23 protein-coding genes are annotated in these 21486 nt (G+C 71.3%); 10 read left to right on the plus strand and 13 right to left on the minus strand.

From position 1 onward, the window contains the following. Nucleotides 1-71 precede the first annotated feature (71 nt). The 3 genes from OHU35_RS02575 (at nt 72) to OHU35_RS02585 (ending at nt 2404) form a co-directional block, all read left to right on the plus strand. Nucleotides 72-527, plus strand: coding sequence for a hypothetical protein (locus tag OHU35_RS02575; RefSeq protein ID WP_189725241.1), 456 nt, complete (start codon nt 72-74; stop codon nt 525-527). Nucleotides 528-658: 131 nt separating this feature from the next. Then, the gene (locus tag OHU35_RS02580) at nt 659-1144 is read left to right on the plus strand and encodes a cation:proton antiporter regulatory subunit (protein WP_405504424.1); all 486 of its coding nucleotides are present in this window, start codon (nt 659-661) and stop codon (nt 1142-1144) included. Nucleotides 1145-1150: 6 nt separating this feature from the next. Beyond that, nucleotides 1151-2404 (plus strand): cation:proton antiporter, encoded by a 1254-nt coding sequence (locus tag OHU35_RS02585; RefSeq protein ID WP_189725239.1) that lies wholly within the window; start codon nt 1151-1153, stop codon nt 2402-2404. Between the two features lie 96 nt (nt 2405-2500). Here OHU35_RS02585 and OHU35_RS02590 read toward each other — a convergent pair whose 3' ends face one another. Both OHU35_RS02590 and OHU35_RS02595 read right to left on the minus strand, forming a co-directional pair. Continuing rightward, a complete protein-coding gene (locus OHU35_RS02590) occupies nt 2501-3082 on the minus strand; it encodes a hypothetical protein (protein ID WP_229873021.1) in 582 nt (193 codons plus the stop codon). Nucleotides 3083-3158: 76 nt separating this feature from the next. Then, on the minus strand, nt 3159-4259 hold the full coding sequence (locus OHU35_RS02595) for a winged helix DNA-binding domain-containing protein (protein ID WP_405504427.1): 1101 nt from the start codon (nt 4257-4259) through the stop codon (nt 3159-3161). Nucleotides 4260-4366: 107 nt separating this feature from the next. On the opposite strand from OHU35_RS02595, the gene OHU35_RS02600 reads away from it, so the two are divergent. Further along, nucleotides 4367-4630: a hypothetical protein gene (locus tag OHU35_RS02600; protein WP_229873020.1), complete on the plus strand. Its 264-nt coding sequence runs from the start codon at nt 4367-4369 to the stop codon at nt 4628-4630. A gap of 49 nt (nt 4631-4679) precedes the next feature. On the opposite strand, the gene OHU35_RS02605 is transcribed toward OHU35_RS02600, so the two are convergent. From OHU35_RS02605 to OHU35_RS02635, 7 genes are read right to left on the minus strand one after another with little or no spacing between them, the layout of a single operon-like run. Next, nucleotides 4680-5807, minus strand: a complete 1128-nt coding sequence (locus OHU35_RS02605; protein WP_405504429.1) for an LLM class flavin-dependent oxidoreductase — start codon at nt 5805-5807, stop codon at nt 4680-4682. A gap of 54 nt (nt 5808-5861) precedes the next feature. Continuing rightward, nucleotides 5862-6845, minus strand: coding sequence for an ABC transporter substrate-binding protein (locus OHU35_RS02610; protein WP_189725236.1), 984 nt, complete (start codon nt 6843-6845; stop codon nt 5862-5864). A 34-nt stretch (nt 6846-6879) separates the two neighbouring features. Continuing rightward, nucleotides 6880-7644, minus strand: coding sequence for an amino acid ABC transporter ATP-binding protein (locus tag OHU35_RS02615; protein WP_308400975.1), 765 nt, complete (start codon nt 7642-7644; stop codon nt 6880-6882). Continuing rightward, a complete protein-coding gene (locus OHU35_RS02620) occupies nt 7641-8573 on the minus strand; it encodes an amino acid ABC transporter permease (RefSeq protein ID WP_189725235.1) in 933 nt (310 codons plus the stop codon). The genes OHU35_RS02615 and OHU35_RS02620 overlap by 4 nt, the downstream gene beginning before the upstream one ends. A 4-nt stretch (nt 8574-8577) precedes the next feature. Next, nucleotides 8578-9534 carry an ABC transporter substrate-binding protein gene (locus OHU35_RS02625; RefSeq protein ID WP_189725234.1) on the minus strand — a complete coding sequence of 319 codons (957 nt, stop codon included), beginning with the start codon at nt 9532-9534 and terminating at the stop codon, nt 8578-8580. Then, on the minus strand, nt 9531-10028 hold the full coding sequence (locus OHU35_RS02630) for a GNAT family N-acetyltransferase (RefSeq protein WP_189725233.1): 498 nt from the start codon (nt 10026-10028) through the stop codon (nt 9531-9533). Before OHU35_RS02630 ends, OHU35_RS02625 begins: the two co-directional genes overlap by 4 nt. Next, nucleotides 10025-11176, minus strand: a complete 1152-nt coding sequence (locus tag OHU35_RS02635; protein ID WP_189725232.1) for an LLM class flavin-dependent oxidoreductase — start codon at nt 11174-11176, stop codon at nt 10025-10027. The genes OHU35_RS02630 and OHU35_RS02635 overlap by 4 nt, the downstream gene beginning before the upstream one ends. Before the next feature lie 543 nt (nt 11177-11719). Here OHU35_RS02635 and OHU35_RS02640 point away from each other — a divergent pair. After that, nucleotides 11720-12724, plus strand: coding sequence for an amino acid ABC transporter permease (locus OHU35_RS02640; RefSeq protein WP_189725231.1), 1005 nt, complete (start codon nt 11720-11722; stop codon nt 12722-12724). Nucleotides 12725-12806: 82 nt separating this feature from the next. Next, complete coding sequence (locus tag OHU35_RS02645; protein WP_189725230.1) at nt 12807-14036, plus strand: acyl-CoA dehydrogenase family protein; 1230 nt, start codon at nt 12807-12809, stop codon at nt 14034-14036. 137 nt (nt 14037-14173) lie between these two features. On the opposite strand, the gene OHU35_RS02650 is transcribed toward OHU35_RS02645, so the two are convergent. Further along, nucleotides 14174-15019 (minus strand): NAD(P)H-binding protein, encoded by an 846-nt coding sequence (locus OHU35_RS02650; RefSeq protein ID WP_189725229.1) that lies wholly within the window; start codon nt 15017-15019, stop codon nt 14174-14176. A gap of 122 nt (nt 15020-15141) precedes the next feature. Between OHU35_RS02650 and OHU35_RS02655 the strand changes: the two genes are divergently transcribed. Further along, nucleotides 15142-15537 carry a helix-turn-helix domain-containing protein gene (locus tag OHU35_RS02655; protein ID WP_359894725.1) on the plus strand — a complete coding sequence of 132 codons (396 nt, stop codon included), beginning with the start codon at nt 15142-15144 and terminating at the stop codon, nt 15535-15537. Nucleotides 15538-15546: 9 nt separating this feature from the next. Here OHU35_RS02655 and OHU35_RS02660 read toward each other — a convergent pair whose 3' ends face one another. After that, nucleotides 15547-16152, minus strand: coding sequence for a helix-turn-helix domain-containing protein (locus OHU35_RS02660; protein WP_359894727.1), 606 nt, complete (start codon nt 16150-16152; stop codon nt 15547-15549). A 179-nt stretch (nt 16153-16331) separates the two neighbouring features. Between OHU35_RS02660 and OHU35_RS02665 the strand changes: the two genes are divergently transcribed. Then, on the plus strand, nt 16332-17543 hold the full coding sequence (locus OHU35_RS02665) for a cytochrome P450 (protein WP_189725227.1): 1212 nt from the start codon (nt 16332-16334) through the stop codon (nt 17541-17543). A 20-nt stretch (nt 17544-17563) separates the two neighbouring features. Here the strand turns inward: OHU35_RS02665 and OHU35_RS02670 are convergent, their stop codons facing one another. Continuing rightward, the gene (locus OHU35_RS02670) at nt 17564-19279 is read right to left on the minus strand and encodes an IlvD/Edd family dehydratase (RefSeq protein WP_189725226.1); all 1716 of its coding nucleotides are present in this window, start codon (nt 19277-19279) and stop codon (nt 17564-17566) included. A gap of 203 nt (nt 19280-19482) precedes the next feature. On the opposite strand from OHU35_RS02670, the gene OHU35_RS02675 reads away from it, so the two are divergent. Further along, nucleotides 19483-20001, plus strand: coding sequence for a hypothetical protein (locus OHU35_RS02675; protein WP_189725225.1), 519 nt, complete (start codon nt 19483-19485; stop codon nt 19999-20001). A 287-nt stretch (nt 20002-20288) separates the two neighbouring features. Then, nucleotides 20289-20720 carry a lasso peptide biosynthesis PqqD family chaperone gene (locus OHU35_RS02680; protein ID WP_308400974.1) on the plus strand — a complete coding sequence of 144 codons (432 nt, stop codon included), beginning with the start codon at nt 20289-20291 and terminating at the stop codon, nt 20718-20720. A 140-nt stretch (nt 20721-20860) separates the two neighbouring features. Here the strand turns inward: OHU35_RS02680 and OHU35_RS02685 are convergent, their stop codons facing one another. Beyond that, a complete protein-coding gene (locus OHU35_RS02685; RefSeq protein ID WP_189725224.1) occupies nt 20861-21424 on the minus strand; it encodes a snapalysin family zinc-dependent metalloprotease in 564 nt (187 codons plus the stop codon). Between the last annotated feature and the right edge of the window lie 62 nt (nt 21425-21486).

Raw genomic sequence — 21486 nt, forward strand, 5'->3', positions numbered from 1 at the left:
CACCACCGGGCGGCATACTGATCTTGCGCTGTGCAGTGATCAGGCCAAGGGTCGGAGAGGGGATGACGGACATGACCACCGAAGGACCGGGCGGGCGGGGAACGCCCGACGAGCCGGACGGCGTTCCCTCGATCGCGGAAGAGGTGTGGCGGAGGTTCCTCTCGGACACCGAGGACGCCATACGGGCCTCCGCCCCCAGGGAGCCCTCCGCGAAGGAGCGCGCGGCGGGGCGGCAGTTCCAACCCCCGCACGTCGTCGGCGACCTGTGGCAGCCGGAGGAACTGTGGGTCCGCGTGGCCTGGCGGGACCTGGACCGCCGTGCCAAGGCCCGGCGCGTGGGACGTGTCGTCGCCACCGCCGCCGCCGTGGCCGTGGCCCTCGGGGCCTGGTCCCAGCTGTCCACCGGAGCGGGCCCGGGCCACCAGCCGGGAACGGGCACCGTACGGCAGGTGGAGGGCGCGACCGCGAGGCTGCCCTCGGCCACTCCTTTCCCTTCCGGATCCCCCTTCCCGGAGCCGTCCAGGTAGCACACGCAGGACGGGTGCCGTAACGCCCGGCCACCTAGGATGAGCCCACAGGCCGGATCTGGGCGCTCGTCCGGGCGCGGCCCCCGCAGGCGAGTCACCGGAACGCGCAGGCCGACCGAAGGGGGACAGGGATGAGCGCGCCACGCCTCAGCAGTACGCCGTTGCCGGGCATCGGGGTCCGCTACGACCTGACGACACGGGACAGCCGCCGTCTCTCGGTGGTCGCCCACCGCGACGGCCACCGGACGATCAGCGCCTACCGCAGGGACGACCCGGACGCCTGCGACCTCTCGGTGCGCCTGACGACGGAGGAGACGGCCACCCTCATCGACGCGCTGATGCCCGCGCATCACACGCCGAACCTGCTGTCCACCACCGATCTGGGGCTCGTCGCCGAGCGGATCGAACTGCCCGGCTCCTCGCACTGGAACGGCAGGCTGCTGGGCGAGTCCCGGATCCGCACCGACACCGGCGCGTCCGTCGTGGCGGTGCTGCGCCGGGCCGAGGCGATCCCCTCCCCCACTCCGGCCTTCCGGCTCGCCGGCGGGGACACCCTCATCGTCATCGGGACCCGTGAGGGCGTGGAGGCGGCCGCCGAGATACTCGGGCGGGAGTGACCCGCCATGCATTCCTCCGCGGTCTTCCTGATCGAGTTCGGCTGCCTCATCCTCGGGCTCGGACTGCTCGGTAGGCTCGCCGGGCGTTTCCGCTTCTCGCCGATCCCCCTCTACCTGCTGGCCGGGCTCGCGTTCGGCAAGGGCGGGCTGCTGCCGCTGGGCGCCAGCGAGGACTTCGTCGCCATCGGCGCCGAGATCGGCGTCATCCTGCTGCTGCTCATGCTGGGCCTGGAGTACACGGCCGCCGACCTGGTCTCCAACCTCAGAACCCACTATCAAGCCGGGGTCGTCGACGCCGTCCTCAACGCCCTGCCCGGCGCGGCACTGGCCCTGCTGCTCGGCTGGGGCCCGGTCGCCGCCGTGGTGCTGGCCGGCGTCACCTGGGTGTCCTCCTCCGGCGTCATCGCCAAGGTGCTCGGTGATCTGGGGCGGCTCGGCAACCGGGAGACCCCGGCCCTCCTGAGCATCCTGGTCCTCGAGGACCTCTCCATGGCGGTGTACCTGCCCATCGTCACGGCCCTGCTGGCCGGGGTGGGCCTGGCCGCGGGCGCCGTCACGCTGGCCATCGCCCTGGGCGTGGCCACGGTCGTCCTCGTCCTCGCGGTGCGCTACGGCCGCCATGTCTCCCGCTTCGTCTCCAGCGACGACCCCGAGAAGCTGCTGCTGGTGGTGCTCGGTGTCACCCTCGTGGTCGCCGGACTCGCCCAGCAGCTCCAGGTCTCCGCCGCGGTGGGCGCCTTCCTGGTCGGCATCGCGCTGTCGGGCGAGGTCGCCGAGGGTGCGACGAGCCTGCTCGCGCCGTTGCGGGATCTGTTCGCCGCGGTGTTCTTCGTCTTCTTCGGCCTGCACACCGACCCCGCCAGCATCCCGCCCGTCCTGCTGCCCGCCCTCGCCCTGGCGGCCGTCACCACCGCGACGAAGATCGCCACCGGCTACTGGGCCGCGCGCCGGGCCGGGATCGGGCCCAAGGGCCGCTGGCGGGCCGGCGGCACGCTCGTGGCCCGCGGCGAGTTCTCCATCGTCATCGCGGGGCTCGCCGTCACGTCCGGCATCGAGCCGTCCCTGGGCCCCCTGGCCACGGCGTACGTCCTCATCCTGGTCCTCCTGGGCCCGCTGACCGCCCGCTGGACCGAGCCCGTGGCCACGCGGCTGACGGGACGGGTGCGCCGGAGGAAGACCGCGGCACCCGGGGAGACGGCGCCGGTTGCTCCTGGCGCGCACGAGAGCATCGAGGGCCAGGACCCGGTCGGCCGCGCCTGACGCGACCGGTCCCCTGGCAGCACACCGCGTACAGTCGCGGCACACCGTCAGCCCTACGGCCCTGTCGGCAGCGGCTCCCGGCGAGCCACCCCCCGGTCAGCCGGTCTTCCACCCCCGCCGCGCGTCGATCCGCTCCCATTCCGCGTCCCACTGCGCCATGCGCCGCCGGTCCAGGCACAGCCGAATCAGCCAGGCTGCTCCCAGCACCGCCCCGCCCGCCAGGCCCCCGGCCAGCGCGCCGCCCATGCTCGTGTGGAGCCAGGCCTCGCCTTCGGACACCGGTGGAGTCGTGACGTCACCGCTCTTGTTCACCCACACGGGGACCGTGCTCCCGGCCGGCGCTCGGGGCGGCACGCGTGCCTCGTCCTTGTGCGTCGAACCGTCCGGCGCGGTCCACCGCACCTCGCCCCACACCCGGTGGTCGCTCGCCGCGCGGGCCGGTGAGGGGCCCGGCGCGTCCTTGACGACGACCGCCGAGACCTGATGGCTCGCGGCCCGCTGCCGCTCCACGGCCTGCTCGACCGCGCCCGCCGCCATCAGCCCCCCGGCCAGCCCGCCCAGCAGGGCGAACACCCAGCCGGCGAGCACGACCCAGGCTTCGACGACGTCCACGCGCCGCTTGAGCGCGTTGCGTCGCCACCGCCACCACCGCATGGTCGTACGCTCTGACGCTTCCATCGGCCGACACCCCCTCGTGAGCACCGGCAGCACCCTTCCAGTGTGCGCCTGATCGGTGCCCCTGTCGGCATGGCGCTCAGCCGGGGGACGCGGCGATCCGTACGCGGTCGCTGTCGCCGTCGGAGAGGAAGGACGCCACCGCCCGTCCCTCCTCGGCGACGGAGGTGCGGTCGGCCCGGGTGAAGCGATCCAGCGGGGTGATCAGGACGGTGTCCGCCTCGACGCTCCAGGTCGCGGCGACCCGGCCGTCGACCAGGACGACACGGGCGCCGGCGACCGACAGGCCGCGGTGGGCGTCGTCGATGATCCGGCCCCGGTCGTGGTAGCCGAGGACCGCGTTGTCGAAGGCCGGCAGAAACCGCACCGGGGCAGGGGTGTCGGGGTCGGGGCGCGGCGCGTCGGGGAGGTCCAGCAGTTCCCGGCCGCGCTCGTCGCGGAAGGCGACCAGTTCCTCGCGCAGGGCGGAGACGGCGGCGGGGAGTCCGGCCAGGCCGCACCAGGCGCGCAGGTCGGCCGAGGCGGCGGGGCCGAAGGCGGCCAGGTAGCGCCGTACCAGTGTCTGCCCCACGGGGTCGGAGCCGTCGGGGTCCGGTGGGTCGATCTCGCGCCCCAGCCAGGAGGAGACCAGTTCGTAGCGCGCTCCCCCCGTCGTGCGCCACAGCCCGCGCGGAGGCAGCTGCACCGTCGGGAGCAGGCCCGCGACGAGCATTTCGCCGAGTGGCCGGGGTCCCGCCGCAGGCCAGCGGTCGACGACGGCGCGCGCGAGGTCGCCCATCGCACGGGGTTCGCCGTCGGACATGACGGACCGCCCGGCCGCCGCGAGTTCGCCGAGGTCCACCCCTTCCAGCTCGCGACGGTAGGTGCCGAGCACCCGCTGGCGCAGCATGGCGTCGTGGCGCGCCCGCCAGGCCACCAGGTCGTCGGCGGTGACGAGGTGGACGGTGCGGCGCATGAGGTGGGTCCGCGCCACGCGCCGCCCGGTCAGCAGGTCCGACAGCACGGTCGGCGCGAAGGCCCGCAACCGGGACCAGAGCCCGATGAACGGCTCCTGCGGCTCCTGTGCCTGGAGACCGCACAGCTGCGCGACGGCGTCGAGCACCGGCATGTCGGCGCGGTCGAGGAGCAACTGCCGCGCGAGGGTGGCGCGGTTGAGTGCCCGGGCGTCGAGAACGGTCAAGGGTGCACCTCGGCCTTCGAGTCGTGTGCCGACCCGTGGTTCGAGTGGTCCGGGCGGCTTGCCCGGTCACCGTCGCACGGGATGCGGTCAGGTCGTGACCGCATCCGGTGTCGCGCCGAGGTGTCGCGCCCTCAGGACTCGGACTGGAGCAGGGCCAGCTCGGCTTCGAGGTCGGCCATGGCCTCGCCGCCGGCCATGAGGTCGGTGGCGAGGGACACGACGTGGCCTACTGGACGGAGTTCCTGCGCGCCCTCGCCGAGGTCGACCCGGACATGGCGGTGAACATCGAGCACGAGGACGCCGCCTACTCGCAGACCGAGGGCCTGGCCCTGGCCGCCAAGAGCCTGCACGGCGCGGCGGCCGCGCTGTAACAGGGTTCGCGCCCGGCCCGTCTCAGGACGGGGCCGGGTCGCGACCGGCTCATCGGCGTCGCCATTCCTCCGCGAGGAGTCGGTAGGAGCGCACGCGGTCGGCGTGGTCGTGCGTGATGGTGGTGATGATCAGCTCGTCGGCGCCGGTGGCCTCCTGGAGTTGTTCGAGCTGGTCGGCGACGCGCCCCGGCGAGCCGACGAACTGGGTGTCGACGCGGTCGGCGACCAGGGCGCGGTCCTGCTCCGTCCAGGCGCGGGCGCGGGCCTGCTCGGGGGTCGGGAAGGGGATCGCGCCCTCGGCGGTGCGGATGCTGCGCACCCACGGGCCGTAGCCGGTGGCCAGTTCGCGGGCGGTCTCGTCGTCCTCGGCGACGACGACGTCGGCGGAGACGCTGACGAAGGGCTTGTCGAGATGGTCGGACGGCTGGAACGCGGCCCGGTAGCCCTCGGCCGCCTCCAGTACGGTGGCCGGGCTGACGTGGTAGTTGGCAGCGAAGCGCAGGCCGTTGCGGCCCGCGACCTCGGCGCTCTCCCCGCCGCTGCTGCCGAGGATCCAGACCTGCAGGTCGGCGCCCTCGCCGGGGACGGCGTGTGCTTCGAGTCCGTCCGACGAGCGGTAGTCGCCGCGCAGCAGCGCGAGGATGTCGTCGACCTGCTCGCCGTAGTCCTGGTGGCCGGCGCCCGGCTGCTGCAACAACTGCTGCTGGAGCCGGAGTCGGGGTGAACCGCGCAGGTGCTCGAAGGAGAACCGGGGCGGGATCTTCAGGCCGTTCGGGGTGAGTCCGTCGACGACCGGGGTCGTGGTCGGGCGGGGTTCCGCCGTCTGTCCGGGGGGCCGGCCGCCGGAGCGGCCGAGGCCCAGGTCGAGCCGCCCCGGGTGCAGGGCGTCGATCAGGCCGAACTCCTCGACGGTGGACAGGGCGGTGCGGTGGCCGAGTTGCACGGCTCCGGAGCCGATCCTGATGGTGGAGGTCGCGGAGGCGGTCAGGGCCAGGACGACGGCGGGTGAGGTCCCGGCCACGCCCGGGTTGAGGTGATGCTCGGCGAACCAGTAGCGGCTGTAGCCGAACCGCTCGGTCTGCCGGGCGAGGTCGATGGTGTGGTGCAGCGCCTCGGCGGCGGTGGAGCCGGACGGGATCGGGACGAGGTCGAGGACCCCGAGAGGGATGCCGGACATGGTCGGATGCTCCTCAGCGGTCTGGTGGTCGCGGACGGTCTCGGGACGAAACGGCTAGCTGCCGTTCTTCGGCAGGCCGGGCGGGTTGATCTCCGACCTGGTCACGGCCTCGTCGGACAGGCCCCAGCGCTTCAGCACCTTCGCGTAGGTGCCGTTGTCGATGATGTGGTTGATCGCGTCGGCGAGTGGCTCGGCGAGTCCGCTGTTCTTCTTGGTGGTGGCCGCGATGAGGCCCTGGAGGCCCGCGCCGGCCCCGGAGTAGGTGCCGACGATCTCCGTCTTCCCGCTGGTGGCCGCGTGGTAGGCGGCGGTCGGGTTGGGGCCGAGGTAGAGGTCGATCCGGCCGGACTGGAGAGCGAGGTAGGTGTCGCTCTCGTTCTGGTAGTACTTGATGTCCACCGGCTCGCGGCCGGCCTTCTTGTTCTGTGCCGACCACTCGACGAGCAGCTTCTCCTGGTTGGTGCCGCTGCTCACGGCGACGGTCTTCCCGGCCACGTCCTTCGGCCCGGTGATCTTCAGGCCGCTGCCCTTCTTCGCCGCGAACGCCAGGTTGTCCTCGCGGTAGGGGGCGAAGTCGTACTTCTCCTTGCGTTCCTCGGTGACGGTGATGTTGCTGAGGCCGGCGTCGTACTTGGCGCTGTCGAGGCCGACGAAGATGTTCTCCCAGGACACGGTGTTGATGTGGGGCTTGAGGCCGAGCACGTCGGCGACGAGGTGGGCGAGGTCGGGCTCGACGCCGATGACGGTCTTGTTGTCGGTGGCGTAGAAGGTCAGCGGTGCGGCGGAACCGGACGAGGAGACGAGTTCCAGGGTGCCTCTCCTGCGGATCTTCTCCGGGACTTCCTCGGCTATGGAGTCGACCTTGCCGGTGGTGACGCGGTTCTGGTCCGGGCTGATGTTGATCTTCGTCTTGCTGCCCGATGTGGCCGCGACCTCGGTCGTGCCGCCGTCGGTGGGGTTGGCGCAGCCGGCGAGGACGAGGGCGGTGGCGAGTCCGATCGTTGCCGCGGTGGTGCGGCGGGCGGCGAGGGTGGCCACGGTGGTGCTCCTTGTGTGCGTAACAGGCGGGTGGTCAGAGGACCTTGGAGAGGAAGGCGCGGGTGCGCTCGTGCTGCGGGGCGTCGAGGACGGCCGAGGGCGGGCCCTGCTCCACGACGACTCCGCCGTCCATGAAGACCACCGTGTCGGCGACCTCGCGGGCGAAGCCGATCTCGTGGGTCACGACGATCATGGTGGTGCCGGTGCGGCCGAGGTCCTTGATGACGTCGAGGACCTCGCCGACCAGCTCGGGGTCGAGCGCCGAGGTGGGTTCGTCGAAGAGCAGCACCTTGGGTTCGAGGGCGAGTGCGCGGGCGATGGCGACGCGCTGCTGCTGCCCGCCGGACAACTGCCGTGGATAGGCATCGGTCTTGTCGGCGAGGCCGACCCGCTCCAGCAGCCGGCGGGCGGTCTCCTCCGCCTCCTTGCGCGGGCGGCGGAGCGCGGAGACGGGGGCTTCGACGAGGTTCTCCAGCACGGTCAGGTGCGGGAAGAGGTTGAAGTTCTGGAAGACGAACCCGATGTTGGTCCGCTGCTTCAGAACGTCCTTCTCCTTCAGCTCGTGCAGCTTGTTGCCGGAGCGGCGGTAGCCGATGAGCTCGCCGTCGATGCTGATCCAGCCGCGGTTGACCTTCTCCAGGTGGTTGATGGTGCGCAGCAGCGTGGACTTGCCGGAGCCGGACGGGCCGAGGATCACGGTGACTTCACCTGCGCGGACCTCCAGGTCGACACCGCGCAGCACCTCCAGGGGGCCGAAGCTCTTGTGGACGCCGTGGACGTCGACCATGACGGCATTCATGAGCTCTCCTTCGTCACGAAGCGCCGGGCGCGCTGGAACGGGGTGGACGGCGGGGTGCGGTCGGCGCCCCGGGCGTAGCGGCGCTCGACGTAGTACTGGGCGACCGACAGCAGGGAGGTCAGGACGACGTACCAGGCGGTGGCGACCAGCAGCAGCGGGATCACCCGGCCGTTGCGGCCGTAGATCACCTGCACCTGGTAGAAGAGCTCGCCGATGGACATCACGTAGACCACCGAGGTGCCTTTGAGCAGGCCGATGATCTCGTTGCCGGCGGTGGGCAGGATGGCGCGCATGGCCTGTGGCAGGACGATCCGGCGGATCTGCCGCTGCCGGGGGATGCCCAGCGCGGCGGCTGCTTCGAGCTGTCCGTGGTCCACGGCGAGGACACCGCCGCGGACGATCTCGGCCGCGTAGGCCGCCTGATGCAGGGTCAGCCCGATGACGGCGGCGCCGATGGTGCCGATGAGGGTGTTGCTGTCGACGGACCAGAACACCGGGCCGAAGGGGATGCCGAGGCCCAGTTCCTTGTACAGGGCGCTGAGGTTAAACCAGAACACCAGCTGCACGATCATCGGGATCGACCGGAAGATCCAGATGTAGGTCCAGGCGACGGTCGAGAGCAGCGGGCTGCGCGACAGCCGCATGAAGGCGATCACGGTGCCGAGGAGGAAGCCGAGGACGGTGGCGTAGGCGGTGAGCTGGAGGGTCACCCACACCGCCTGGACGATCGTCTCCGAGAAGACGTAGTCGCGGAAGACGTTCCACTCCCAGACGGGGTTCGTGGCCAGGCCGTGGACGAACTGGGCGATCAGCACGATCACGGCGGCGCCGGCGGCCCAGCGGGCGTAGTGGCGGGTGGGGACGACCTTCAGTTCGGCCGGGTCTTCGACCAGCCTCGGGGCCGGTTCTGTGAGGGTGTCGCTGCTCATGGGGTCACCTGTGCTCGGGCGGGTTGATCTGCGACGCGTCGATCGCGGAGGCGGAGGTGCCCCACTTCTCGAGGATCCGGGCGTAGGTGCCGTCCTTGATCAGCACGTCGACGGCGGCCTGGAAGGCCTTGGTGAGCGGGGAGTTCTTCCGGAAGGCGAAGCCGACGTCGAGGCGGTGGTACTCGCCGAGGAAGGTGGTCTGCGCGGCGGGCTGGGCCGCCTGGTAGCGCAGGCCGTTGATCGTCGACATGATCACGTCGATGCGGCCCTGCTGGAGCGCGGTGAGCGTCGCGGCGTTCTCCGAGTAGACCTTCACCTCGTACGGCTTCTTGCCGGCCTTCGCGCAGACGTCCTTCTGCGCGGTGAGGGTCGTCTCGAAGGTGGTGCCGGCGCCGGTGCCGATGGTCAGCCCGCACAGCTGCTTCAGGTCGGTGACCTTCTTCTTGAGTGTGGTGTTGCCCTTCTTCACGGCGAAGCCCTGGCCGTCGTTGATGTAGGTGACGAAGTCGACGGTCTTCAGGCGCTGCGTGGTGACACCGAAGTTGCCGGTGCCGACGTCGAACTTGCCGCTGCCGAGGGCGGGCAGGATCGTCTCGAAGGAGGCGTCCTGCCGCGCCGGTTTCACGCCGAGGACCTTGGCCACCGCGTCGGCGATGTCGATGTCCTGGCCCGCGGGCGCCTTGCCGGGCCCGTTCGGGTAGTAGGCCCCGGGCGGGAACCCGACGGAGCTGCCGATGCGCAGGGTGCCCGCCTTGCGGACGTCGGCGGGCAGCAGGGCGGCGGCGGAGTCCACCTTGCGTACGGCGGCGACCGGGTCGTCGGTCGGCGCGGGGGACGCCTGGGCGCCCGCGGGAGTGGTACCGGGGGTGCCGCCGGAGCCGCAGGCGGTCAGCGCCAGGACGGGCAGCAGGGCGAGGGCGGCGGCGCCGCGCAGCTGGGTTCTGATCGTGGGGGTGTTCACGGCTTCAGGGCCTCTCCGAGGTGCTTCTCGAACGGCAGCGGGCCGATGGTCTCCGGGTCGGCCTCGGTGTCGAACAGCGGTGTGTAGCCGGTGGCCAGGTACAGGCCGCGGGCTTCGGGCTGGCGCGGGCCCGTGGTGAGGTAGATCCGGCGGTAGCCGCGGACGGCCGCCTCGTGCTCAAGCTCGGCGACGACGCGCCGGGCCAGACCGCGCCGCCGGTGGGCGGAGTGGCTCCAGATCCGCTTCAGCTCGGCCGTGGTGGCGTCGTACCGGCGGAAGGCGCCGCCCGCGACGGGTTCGCCGCGCTCCAGGAGCAGCAGGAGCAGGCCGCCGTGCGGTTCGGTGAACTCCTCGTCGGGGTAGCGGGCTATCTCGGTGTGCGCGTCCCTGCCGTAGCGTCTGGAGTACTCGTGGCCGAGTTCGCGCAGGAGTGGCTCGACGCGGGGATCGGAGACGGGGACGTGAATGAACGTCAGTTCCGGTGCGGAGGTCACCCGTTCACCGCCGCGAGAGTCTGCGTGCCGCGGGCAGCGCGCTCGGCGTCGCGCTTGGCGACCTCCTCGCGGACGATGGGGATCACGTGCCGTCCGAAGTCGATGGCGTCGCCCAGCAGGTCGTAGCCGCGGGCGGAGAGGATGTCGACGCCGAGGTCGTAGTAGTCCAGGAGGGCCTGGGCGACCGTCTCCGGGGTGCCGACCAGGGCGTTGGAGTTGCCCGCGCCGCCGGTCGCGGCGGCCGTCGGGGTCCACAGGGCGCGGTCGTAGCGCTCCCCCGCCTCGGCGATGGCGATCAGCCGCTGCGAGCCGACGTTTTGAGGTGTTGCAGCCTGGTGCTGGGCGAGTCCGTTGTGGCGCTTGGTGATCGCCTCGCCCCGCTCCTTGCGGGCCTTGATCGCGCCGACCGTGCGGTGTGCCTTCTCCCAGGCCAGTTCCTCGGTCGGGGCGATGATCGGGCGGAAGGCCACCTGGATGCGCGGCACGTCGGTGCGGCCCGCCGCCTTCGCCGCCGCCTTCACCGTCTCGATCTGCTCTGCGGTCTTGGCCAGGGGCTCGCCCCAGAGGCAGTAGACGTCGGCCTCGGCAGCGCCGGCGGCGTACGCCGCGGGTGACGAGCCGCCGAAGGACACGTTCGGGCGCGGCTGCTGGACCGGGAAGACATCGCTGACGAAGTCGTGGAAGCGGTAGTGCTCGCCCTCGTGGTCGAAGGGCTCGTGCGTGGTCCAGATCTTCTTGACGATCCGGATGTACTCGCGGGTGCGGGCGTAGCGCTCGTCCTTGGTGAGGGTGTCGCCCTCGCGGCCCTGTTCGTGGTCGTTGCCGCCCGTGATGAAGTGCACGGTCAGGCGGCCCTCGCTGATCTGGTCGAGGGTGGCGAAGGTCTTCGCGGCGAAGGTCGGGTACGAGACGTTGGGCCGGTGCGCGAGGAGGATCTGGAGCCGGTCCAGCCTGCTCGCGATGTAGGCGGCTGCCGGCGCCGGGTCCGGCGATCCGGAGCCGTAGGCGAACAGCACCCGGTCCCAGTCGTGGTCCTCGTGCGCGCGGGCGAGCCGGAGCGTGTACTCCTTGTCGAAGGCGGCGCCGGAGCGCGGGGTGGTTTCGGAACCGTCGTGGGTGGCGGCGATGCCGAGGAACTCCACTGGCATGGGTATGGCCTTTCCTCAAGTCCTCTGATGCCGCGCCGGGTTCGGACGGAGACACGGCGGGGCACGCCCTCGGGGCGGCCGGGTGTGACGGCGCCTCAGGGCGTGGGGAACCAGGTGGTGAACAGGGGTGATGACGCCGGGGGTACAGGCCCCGGGCGGGGTGGTGCGACGGCAGCGCGTGTCAGAAGAGAGACTCGGCCCGCGACGGGGACACCGAGGGAGGGAAGGGCCGGTCAGACGGCCCGCTGCCGTGTCAGGCGCAACACGCCGCGGACCACACTCGACCGAAGTCGATGTGGACCCGGCTGACCAGGCGCTGTCCGGCATTCATGCGACTACTTGAGCAGGACATCTCGCTTTTCGTCAACCACGGCTCGGATGCCGGACGGGAGTTGCGCGGTTCCGGTGCGTGGTTGACACCTGTGTGTGTCGGACCCTTACGATCGGGCGCACCGCGTTGAGGGACGCGGCGAGCGTGATGACGCCCGAGCCGGACTCCGGTCCCGTACCCATGCCGCGCCTCCCTCCCTGGAGATCCTTCCGATGGTCTCGCCGCCTGATCTCACCGACTCCGCACCTGCCCCCTCCGCAGGGCGTCCGACAGCATCCTCCGGCCGGATTCCGGGCCTAGGGCCCGACGACGGTCTCCCACGGATCGTGCCGCGCCGGCGCGTCGGCCGCCTGCTGTCCGCGGCCGTCGCGCTGCTGCTCTTCGCGATGGTGGTCAACTCCGTCGTCCGCAACCGCGCCTTCCAGTGGGAGGTGGTCGGCCTGTACTTCACCAGTGGCGCCGTGCTCGACGGGCTGCTCCTCACCCTGTGGCTGACCGGCCTGGTGATGGTGCTCGGCTTCCTGCTCGGCATTCCGCTGGCCGTGATGCGGTTGTCCGACAACCCCGTGCTGGCCACGCTGAGTTGGGGCTTCGTGTGGATCTTCCGGTCCACTCCGCTGCTGGTGCAGCTGCTGTTCTGGTTCAACATCGGCGCCCTCTATCCGACGCTCGGACTCGGCATCCCGTTCGGCCCGCAGTTCGTCACCGTCAAGACGGTGAACCTGCTCGGACCGGCCCTCACCGCCGTCATCGGGCTGACGCTGCACGAGGCCGCCTATGCCGCGGAGGTGGTGCGCGGCGGCATCCTCTCGGTGGACGCCGGCCAGACGGAAGCCGCTCAGGCCCTCGGCATCGGCAGGGCGCGCACCCTGCGCCGGATCGTGGTGCCCCAGGCGATGCGCTCCATCGTGCCGACCGCCGGCAACATGCTGATCGGCACCCTGAAGGGCACGAGCATCGTCAGCGTGCTGGCCGTGCACGACCTGCTGTACTCGGCGCAACTGGTCTACAACCAGACCTACCAGGTCATCCCGCTGCTGATGGTCGCCACGCTCTGGTACATCGCCGTCACCACCGTGCTCAGCGTGGGGCAGTTCTATGTCGAGCGCCACTACGCGCGGGGCGCGGCGCGGGCTCTGCCGCCCACGCCCGTGCAGAGGCTGAGGACTCGGCTGGCCGCATACCGCCGTTCCCCGCGTTCCCTACATTCCCTATAGAATTACTAGGAAAGTATTGACGGCGCCTCGGGCCGCTGCGCAGGATGATGCATGCCCCACACAAGTTGAGGAGACCTCTGCCATGGGCCCAGCCCCTGCGCCGACCGGCCCCGGCACGGAGTCCGAGCCGACCGGGCCCGGACGAACGCACTGGCTGCACGTGGCCCGTGAGACGGCGGACGATCTGGCCACGGACGCGGTGGCCAGGGACCAGGCGGGAAAGCCCCCGTTCGACGAGGTGTCCCGGCTGCGCGAGTCGGGCCTGCTGACCCTCCTGATACCGGCCGGGCTCGGGGGCGGCGGCGAGAACTGGCCCACGGCGTTCGCCGTGGTCCGGGAGATCGCGGCGGCCGACGGCGCCATCGGCCAACTGCTCGGCTGTCACTACTTCATGTCGTGGAGCGCCCGGTTCTTCACCGAGCCCGCTCTCGCCGCCCGGCTGGAGCGGCGCTCCGCGGCGGAGCAGTGGTGTTGGGGCGGTGGCCTGGCGCGTCAGGAACCGGTTCTGTCACTCGTCAGGAACGCGCGGGGGTATGTGCTGAACGGCCGGCAGAGCTACGCCGCCGGTGTCCTGGTCGCCGACCGGCTCGCCGTGCGGGCCGTACGGGCCGACACCGGCGAGCCGCTCGCCGTCGTGGTCGATCCGGCCCTCCAGGGCGTGGTGATCGACGGCGACGCCGACCCTTTCGGGCAGCGGCTCGCGGCGGGCGGAAGCGTGGAGTTCGACGCCGTACCGGTCTCCGCCGACGCCGTGCTGGGCTCCCTGGCCGCGGACGAGGACGTCCTGTCGCCCCTGACCGCCCTGGTGTCTCCGGTCGGGCGTCTCCTTTCGGCGCAGCTCCGTCTCGGCATGGCCGAGGGAGTGCTCGCCGAAGCCCGTGAGTACAGCAGGACCGGCCACTCCCACTGGCACCCGGACTGGCCGGTCGGCTCGCCGCAGGACCCGCAGGTGCTGACCGCGTACGGGGAGCTCACGGTGCTCACCCGCTCGGCGTCCGCACTCGCCGACCAGGCGCGGGATGCCGTGCACGCCGGGCTGGCACGCGGCGAGGACCTCGGCTACGAGGAGTACGCGGAGATCTCCGTCCTCGTGGCCATGGCCGAAGCCGCCGCGTCCAAGGCCGTGCAGGAGTCCACCGCCCGCGCTCTCGACATCATCGGTGTCCGCTCCGCGTCCGCGCGGCTGGGCTTCGACCGCTTCTGGCGCAACGCCCGCACCCACACGCTGTACGAGCCCGTAGCCCACCGGCTCCGTGACGTCGGGGACTACTTCCTCAACGGCGCGCACCCTCCTTTCGTCCTCCCTGTCTGACCATGGCTGGGCCGGCTCGACGGCGATGCCGAACGTTCCCCGTGCCGTCGACGACGCGGCCCGCTACGTCATCAGCGCCTACGAGCGGACCGACGCCTGACCCGAACCAGAGGCGGCGACGGCGGAGGCCGTCCGCTCTACCGAAAGGCGGCGACGTGCTGCCGAGCCCACTCCGCGAAGGTGCGGGGTGCGCGGCCGAGGACCCGTTCGATGTCGGGGCTGATCCGCTGCTCGGCGGGCGTGGGCTCGCCGAGGATGGCCAGCGTCGTCTCGATCACGGCCTCGGGCATGAACCGGAGCATCTGAGCCCGGGCCTCGTCAGGGGTCTGCTCGATGAAGCGGACCGGTTCGCCGAGCGCGTCCGCGATCGACTCGGCTCGTTGCCTCGGTGTGCTGAGCGCCGGCCCGGTCAACTCGTACACCTGGCCGGCGTGCCCGCTCTCGCGCAGTGTCACGGCGGCCAACTCGGCGATGTCGCCCGGGTCGACCGTGGGCAGGCCGACATCGGCGAACGGGGCGGCGACGGTCCTTCGGGTGCGTACCGACTCGGCCCAGGCGAACATGTTGGAGTGGAAACCGCCGGGGCGCAGGACGGTCCAGTCCAGGCCCGACTGCCGCACGGCGTCCTCGATGGCGCGTGCCGTTCCACCGTGCGAGGCCGACTCCGGCCGTGTGACGACTCCTTGAGAGGACAGCAGCACGACGCGCTCGACTCCGCCGGCCTTGGCGACGTCCAGGATGTGCCGGGGGTCCAGCAGGTGGGCGCTGGGCCCGCCGTTCTGCAGGAACAGCGCGTCGGCGCCGTCGAGAAGCGGGCGAAGGCTCTCGGCGTCGGTCAGGTCCGCCCTGCGATGCCGGACGCCCTCCGGAACGGCCGCGTCGGTGATGCTCCGAGACGTCGCGGTCACCCGCTCACCGGCCGCCGCGAGCGTCCGTACGAGCGAACTGCCGACGTTGCCGGTCGCCCCCGTCACTACGATCATGACTAACTCCCCATGTTTTGAATGTGGTTGACGCCACCCGAAGGCCGGGCGAGACAGGGGGACGCTAACACCGGAAGTAAAGTAGGTACCTACAGGAAAGTGACTGTCCGAGAGGGAAGCGCATGGCCGACGACGCCGCACCGACCGCAGCCGACAGGACGACCGAACCGGCGCTCGCCTGCCCGATCTCGCCCGTCGTCGACATCGTCTTCAGCCGGTGGACCACACCTGTCCTGTGGACCCTGCACGCACACGGCCGGCAGCGCTTCGTGGAACTGCAACGGCGCATCGCCCGCATCACTCCGAAGGTGCTGACCCAGCGACTGCGCCAACTGGAACGCGACGGACTGGTCGTGCGCACGTACCACCCGGAGGTCCCCCCTCGCGTCGAGTACGAGATCAGCGAACTCGGCCGCAGCCTCGCCCCGCTCTTCGCCCATCTCTCCGAGTGGGCGGCCGGCAACCTGGACAAGGTCGACCGGGCCCGCCGCGAGTACGACGGCGACCCGGCTCGCTAGTACGTCTCGCTACCGCCCCGAGAGCCCCCGGGTGGCCAACCCGAGTGCGTCGGCGAGGCGGTCGCGATGTCCCTCCAGCGCCTCCGGGGTGATGCCTCGGCCGGCTGTCTCACAGGCGAAATCGTCGGCCGCGGCCTTGAGCACAGCGCTCATCACGGCGGCCTGCACCCGGACGTCGAACGTATGGGGCCGCATGCCCATGCGTTCGGCGAGCACCTCGGTGAACGTCTCTTCCGCACGCTCCCGGAGCACCAGATAGGCGGCGCGCAGCGCGGGTTCGTCGTGGGTCAGCCGGACCACCGCGAGCACCGCCTCGACATCGGCGCCGGACGACGAGTCGATGACGGGCTGGTAGGCCGTACGCAGGTGCTCGATCAGGCCGAGTTCGGGCGGCCAGGCGTGCAGCACCGTCCGGAAGGCGTCGATCATCTGCGTGAGCAGCGGCTCGACGCAGCTCTCCTTGGTGGAGAAGTAGCGCCACAGCGTGCGTTCGGAGACCCCGGCGGCTTTCGCGATCTGCTCGCCGGACGTGGCGGCCACGCCCTGCTCGGCGAACAGCCGGACGGCGTGGCGGGAGATGTCGAGGCGCTGCCGCCCGCGTTGCTCGTCGCTCACCGGCGGCCGTCCCCGGCGGGGCACCCGCTCACCATCCGCCACAAAGTCCTCCATCAGGCGATCTAAACATGCCCGCGACGTGGGATGACTGTCCGAAACTTTAATGACAGTTACTGCCAACAAACTGCTACGGTCGGGGCGGCTCGAAGATCGAATTCTGAGATCACAGGAGGAGCGCCATGAGCGTTGCCGCCGAGCGTCAGCAACTGCCCTTCCCGAGGCCGAACGTGCTCGACCTCGCGCCCCTGTACGACGTGCTGCGCCGGGAGGCGCCCGTCACGCCGGTCACCACACCCGCCGGGGACCCTGCCTGGCTGGTCACCCGCTTCGAGGAGGTCCGTGACCTGCTCAGCGACAAACGACTGGGCCGCTCCCATCCCGAACCGGAACGTGCCTCACGCCTGACGTCCGCCGCCGTACTGGACGGACCCACCGGCAACTACGACACCGAGGAGGCCGACCACACGCGGATGCGCCGGCTGCTGACCCCGGCGTTCTCGGCCAAGCGGATGCGGATGCTCACCGACCACGTCCAGCACCTGGTCGACGACTGCGTCGACCAGCTGATCACCGAGCATGCCGCCGCCCCCGACGGGGTCGTCGACCTGCAGGCCGGGCTGGCCTTCCCGCTGCCGGTCGCGGTCATCTGCCGGCTGCTCGGCGTGCCCGAGAGCGACCGCGAGCGCTTCGCCTCACTGTCGGAGCGGATGGCCGACTACGCCATCGGCGACGCGGCCCACCAGGCGCGGGACGAGTTCAACGAGTACATGACGGGACTCGCCGAGACGAAACGCGCACAGCCGGGCGAGGACGTGATCTCCGACCTCGTACACGCGCAGAGCACCGACGCGGACTACGACTACGCCGACATGATCCAGCTCTGCGTCGGGCTGCTGTTCGCCGGGCACGAGACCACGGTCAACCGCATCGGCCTGGGCACGCTCTTCCTGCTCACCCGTCCCGACCAGTGGCAGACGCTGACCGCCGACCCCGACGGCCGGGTCAACGCCACGGTCGAGGAGATCATGCGCCTGGGCGCGCCCGGCGACCTCGGCCTGCTGCGCTACGCGCACACCGATGTCGACGTCGCCGGTGTCACCATCCAGCGCGGCGACGCCGTGGTCCTGTCGATCAACGCCGCCAACCGCGACTCCTCCGTCTACTCCGACGCCGAGACCTTCGATCCCGACCGCCCCGAACGCAACCACCTGGGTTTCGGCCACGGCGTGCACTTCTGCATCGGCGCGAGCCTGGCCCGTGTCGAACTGCGCATCGTGTTCGCCACCCTGGCCCGCCGGCTGCCCGGTCTGCGGCTCGCCAAGGAGCTGGACGAGCTGGAGGTCCGTACCACTCTCACCGGCGGCGTCACCGAGTTGCCCGTGACCTGGTGAATCTCCGAGGTGACCCGGTGTCAGTGCGACTCGCGGGTCACCTCGGAGCCGCTGGAGCCCACGAGGAAGTCGAGATCGGCACCGGTGTCGGCCTGGAGGACGTGGTCGACGTAGAGGCGTTCCCAGCCGCGCCGGGGGTTGGCGAAGCCGGTGACGGTGGCCTTGCCGGGGCTTCTGCGGGCGAGTTCGTCCGCGGGGACGTCGACGTCGATCCGGCGGGCCTCGACGTCGAGGGTGATGACGTCGCCGGTCCGTACGAGGGCGAGCGGGCCGCCGGCCGCGGCCTCGGGAGCCACGTGCAGGACGACCGTGCCGTACGCCGTGCCGCTCATCCGGCCGTCGCAGACGCGGACCATGTCACGAACTCCCTGTTCCAGCAGCTTCTTCGGCAGGGGCATGTTCGACACCTCGGGCATGCCCGGGTAGCCCTTGGGACCGCAGCCGCGCAGGACGAGGACGGAGTCGGCGTCGACGTCGAGTTCGGGGTCGTCGACGCGCGCGTGGAAGTCCTCGATAGAGTCGAAGACGACGGCACGGCCCCGGTGCCGGAGCAGGTGCGGGGAGGCGGCGGCCGGTTTGACGAGCGCGCCGTCGGGGGCGAGGTTGCCGCGCAGGACGGCGATGCCGCCCTCGGCGACCAGTGGTTCGGCGCGGGTACGGATGACCTCGCCGTCCCAGATCTCGGCGTCGTCGAGGAAGTCGGCCAACGGCCTGCCGGTGACGGTCAGCGCGTCGGGGTCCAGCAGGTCGCGTACCTCGCGCAGGACGGCGAGCAGACCGCCGGCGCGGTGGAAGTCCTCCATGAGGAAACGCCCGGCCGGCTGGAGGTCCACCAGGACCGGTACACGTGAGCCGATGCGATCGAAGTCGTCGAGCGTCAGATCGATGCCCAACCGGCCCGCGATGGCCAGGAGATGGACGACGGCGTTGGTCGAGCCGCCGATCGCGGCCAGCGCCACGATCGCGTTCCGGAAGGACGCCTCGGTCAGGAACGTCCCGGGTCGCCGGTCGGCGCCCACCATCTCCACCGCCAGTCGACCGGTGTGGTGCGCGGCCTCCAGCAGACGGCTGTCGGGGGCCGGGATGCCGGCGGTACCCGGCACGACCGTGCCCAGCGCCTCCGCCACCAGCGCCATCGTCGAGGCCGTGCCCATCGTGTTGCAGTGGCCGCGGCTACGGATCATCGCCGACTCGGAGCGGGTGAACTGTTCCTGGGAGAGCGTGCCCGCCCGGACCTCCTCCGACAGCTTCCACACACCCGTGCCGCAGCCCAGCAGGCCGCCGCGGAAGGTGCCGTTGAGCATGGGGCCGCCGGGAACCACGACCGCGGGCAGGTCCACCGAGGCCGCTGCCATGAGCAGCGACGGGATCGTCTTGTCACAGCCGCCCAGCAGGACCACGCCGTCGATGGGGTTGGCCCTGAGCATCTCCTCCGTGGCCATCGCGGCCATGTTCCGCCACAGCATGGCGGTGGGCCGCACCTGCGTCTCCCCCAGCGACACCACGGGCAGGTCGAGCGGGATGCCACCCGCCTCGTACACGCCGTTGCGGACCGAGGCCGCGACCTCGTTCAGGTGCGCGTTGCAGGGAGTCAGGTCAGAGGCGGTGTTGGCGATCGCGATCTGGGGCCGACCGGTGAAGGCGTCACCCGGCACTCCGCGGCGCATCCAGGCCCGGTGTATGTAGGCGTTTCGGTCCTGTCCCTCGTACCACTGCGCGCTGCGGAGCCTCTCCATGGAGCCCTTCCGATAGACGGTACGGAGGTCTGAGTTCCGGAACGTCATGAAGCATAAGCAGCCGGTCGACGGACCGACAGACCGCGCCGCGCACGGCGCGCCTCCGGCACTCAGGTCAGAAACCCGTCAATATTCGCCCGCGCGGCGCCAGAACCCCGTCAGCAGTGGTCACAGAGACCGTACGGCCGCCTACTTTCAGAGACATGGAACGGAGCTCACCGACAGCCCCGGTCTGCGACCGCCACTGGCGTGACGGTGCGCGGCTGGCGGTGGGCTGGGCCCTGGTGTTCTGCGCCCTGTGCCTCCTGGTCGACTGGGACGGCGGAAGCCTGACACCTCTCCGCGCCCTGCTCTGGGGCGTCTTGTCGGCCACGGTGTTCAGCGTCCTGCTGCCGCCACAGGTCAGCGCGGGCCCCGGCTGGCTGGTGGTGCGCACCCCCTGGCGCCGGCTCATCGTCCGTACGGACGCGCTGACGGCCGTCCGCCAGTACGACGGCGTCTCGTCCCACCTGGTCCTGCGGGACGTCCACGGCCACCGCCTGGAACTCGACCCCCGCATCCTGGCGGCCAACCCGATGCTCTGGCACGAACTGGACACGGGCGTCCGCCGCTCCCTGGAGCGCGGCACGCTGCACCACGGTGCGGATGTCCTGGAGCGGCTGGGCCACCGCATCGACGACGAGACGGTGCACGCGGTGTTCCGGGCATCGGGACTCTCCTGACGCCACCGGCGGCGCGGCGGGGAGCCCCAGGGCGAGTTCTTCTACCACGACGAGTGACCACGCCCTCGTACCGGCGCGCGCCTCTCACGCCGCGGGCCGGTACCCGGTCCGCCCCGTCGCCCACCCCCGTGGTCCCCCACCCCTCTTGCAGAGGCCCATGCGCTCCACCCAGGGCTGCTGGTTCGTCGTTCTCCCCGACCGGGACACCCACCCCCGCGTCATGGCCCGACTGCGGGACCACGCCCGCCCGGCCGAACTCCGGGTCGTGCCGCATCCTGGCCGCGGATGTGGCCGACGCCGATCAGCTGCGCCGGGCCCTGCTCTCGCCCCAACTGCTCACCGGCGGGGCCCCGGAACTGGAGGCCACCCTCGGCGCGGAGGCCTGGCTGCGCGACCTGGAACACCACGATGCCCGACACGACGCACAGGAGAAGGACGTTGCACCGCTTCGCCCTGATGTCACCGCCTGCGCCACAGGCGACGGCATGGTGCTGCTCGACGAGCGCACCGGCCGGTACTGGCAGCTCAACAGCACCGGCGCACTCGCCGTCACGGCGCTCCTCGACGGAGCCGCACCGGGCCAGGTGGCCGACCGCCTCGCCGCGACCCGCCCGGTGCCCCGCGAGCGCGCCCGCCGCCGACGTCACACGGGCCCCGCCGACATCCGCGCCCGATTCCGCTGGCTGCCCATCGGCAGCGCACTGGAACTGACGCTGTGACGGGCACGGCTGCGTGCGGCGGGACGTCGGGCTGGCGGAGCAGCCCCAGCTGAAGGCTGAGGAGGCTGGACGCGCGAACGCCCGCCCCAGGTACGCGGGCGGGCGTTCGGCTGTGAGTCCGCCGGGTGGTGCGGCAGGCGTCAGTCCACGATCACCTCGGCACGGGCCGCCGGGGCCGGCCCGACGAGCGCGCCGCCGAAGTTCCCCTCGACCTCAGTCTTCTCCGCCGCGTTCGGATACGGGTTCGTGCACGCGATGCCCGCGGTGGAGCCGGACATCAGGCTCGAGCACGGTCCGGGCTTGCGATCGGGCAGGCCCAGGATGTGCCCGAGTTCGTGGGCGGAGATACGAATCGTGTTGTAGCCCTGGTCCACGGCCTGCCGCCCGATGTAGACGGTTCCGTTGCCCAGGGTGGTGGGCAGGGCGCGCGGCCAGCCGTTGTCCGCGAGGACCCTTATGTTCGCGCGTTGCCCGGCGGTGGCCGGCCGCAGCTCGACGGCGTCGACACTCTCGTTCCAGATAGCCGCGCCCCGGTCGACCGCGCTCCTGAACTCCGCGGAGCCGCTGGCGTCGTAGATGAGAACACGGGCGGCGAGGGAAACACCCTCCGCGTCGGGGGGAGCGGCCACGGCCTGGCCACCGGCCAGGGAGAAGGACACCACCAAGGCAGCGGCCAGGCCGCCGGTCAGCGTACGGACGTGCATGATCGACCTCCTTGTGGGGAAAGGCAGTCGTGCTCATGACATTCTCTGGCCCATTGCCCAGT

The sequence above is a fragment of the Streptomyces purpurascens genome, assembly GCF_045040895.1.
GTDB classification, from domain to species: Bacteria; Actinomycetota; Actinomycetes; order Streptomycetales; family Streptomycetaceae; genus Streptomyces; species Streptomyces purpurascens.

Bases quoted from the DNA above. Each gene is read 5' to 3' on its own strand.
- OHU35_RS02575 (WP_189725241.1), top strand. From the start codon at position 72: ATGACCACCGAAGGACCGGGCGGGCGGGGAACGCCCGACGAGCCGGAC.
- OHU35_RS02580 (WP_405504424.1), top strand. From the start codon at position 659: ATGAGCGCGCCACGCCTCAGCAGTACGCCGTTGCCGGGCATCGGGGTC.
- OHU35_RS02585 (WP_189725239.1), top strand. From the start codon at position 1,151: ATGCATTCCTCCGCGGTCTTCCTGATCGAGTTCGGCTGCCTCATCCTC.
- OHU35_RS02590 (WP_229873021.1), bottom strand. From the start codon at position 3,082: ATGGAAGCGTCAGAGCGTACGACCATGCGGTGGTGGCGGTGGCGACGC.
- OHU35_RS02605 (WP_405504429.1), bottom strand. From the start codon at position 5,807: ATGTCCGGCATCCCTCTCGGGGTCCTCGACCTCGTCCCGATCCCGTCC.
- OHU35_RS02615 (WP_308400975.1), bottom strand. From the start codon at position 7,644: ATGAATGCCGTCATGGTCGACGTCCACGGCGTCCACAAGAGCTTCGGC.
- OHU35_RS02620 (WP_189725235.1), bottom strand. From the start codon at position 8,573: ATGAGCAGCGACACCCTCACAGAACCGGCCCCGAGGCTGGTCGAAGAC.
- OHU35_RS02635 (WP_189725232.1), bottom strand. From the start codon at position 11,176: ATGCCAGTGGAGTTCCTCGGCATCGCCGCCACCCACGACGGTTCCGAA.
- OHU35_RS02640 (WP_189725231.1), top strand. From the start codon at position 11,720: ATGGTCTCGCCGCCTGATCTCACCGACTCCGCACCTGCCCCCTCCGCA.
- OHU35_RS02645 (WP_189725230.1), top strand. From the start codon at position 12,807: ATGGGCCCAGCCCCTGCGCCGACCGGCCCCGGCACGGAGTCCGAGCCG.
- OHU35_RS02650 (WP_189725229.1), bottom strand. From the start codon at position 15,019: ATGATCGTAGTGACGGGGGCGACCGGCAACGTCGGCAGTTCGCTCGTA.
- OHU35_RS02655 (WP_359894725.1), top strand. From the start codon at position 15,142: ATGGCCGACGACGCCGCACCGACCGCAGCCGACAGGACGACCGAACCG.
- OHU35_RS02665 (WP_189725227.1), top strand. From the start codon at position 16,332: ATGAGCGTTGCCGCCGAGCGTCAGCAACTGCCCTTCCCGAGGCCGAAC.
- OHU35_RS02670 (WP_189725226.1), bottom strand. From the start codon at position 19,279: ATGGAGAGGCTCCGCAGCGCGCAGTGGTACGAGGGACAGGACCGAAAC.
- OHU35_RS02675 (WP_189725225.1), top strand. From the start codon at position 19,483: ATGGAACGGAGCTCACCGACAGCCCCGGTCTGCGACCGCCACTGGCGT.
- OHU35_RS02685 (WP_189725224.1), bottom strand. From the start codon at position 21,424: ATGCACGTCCGTACGCTGACCGGCGGCCTGGCCGCTGCCTTGGTGGTG.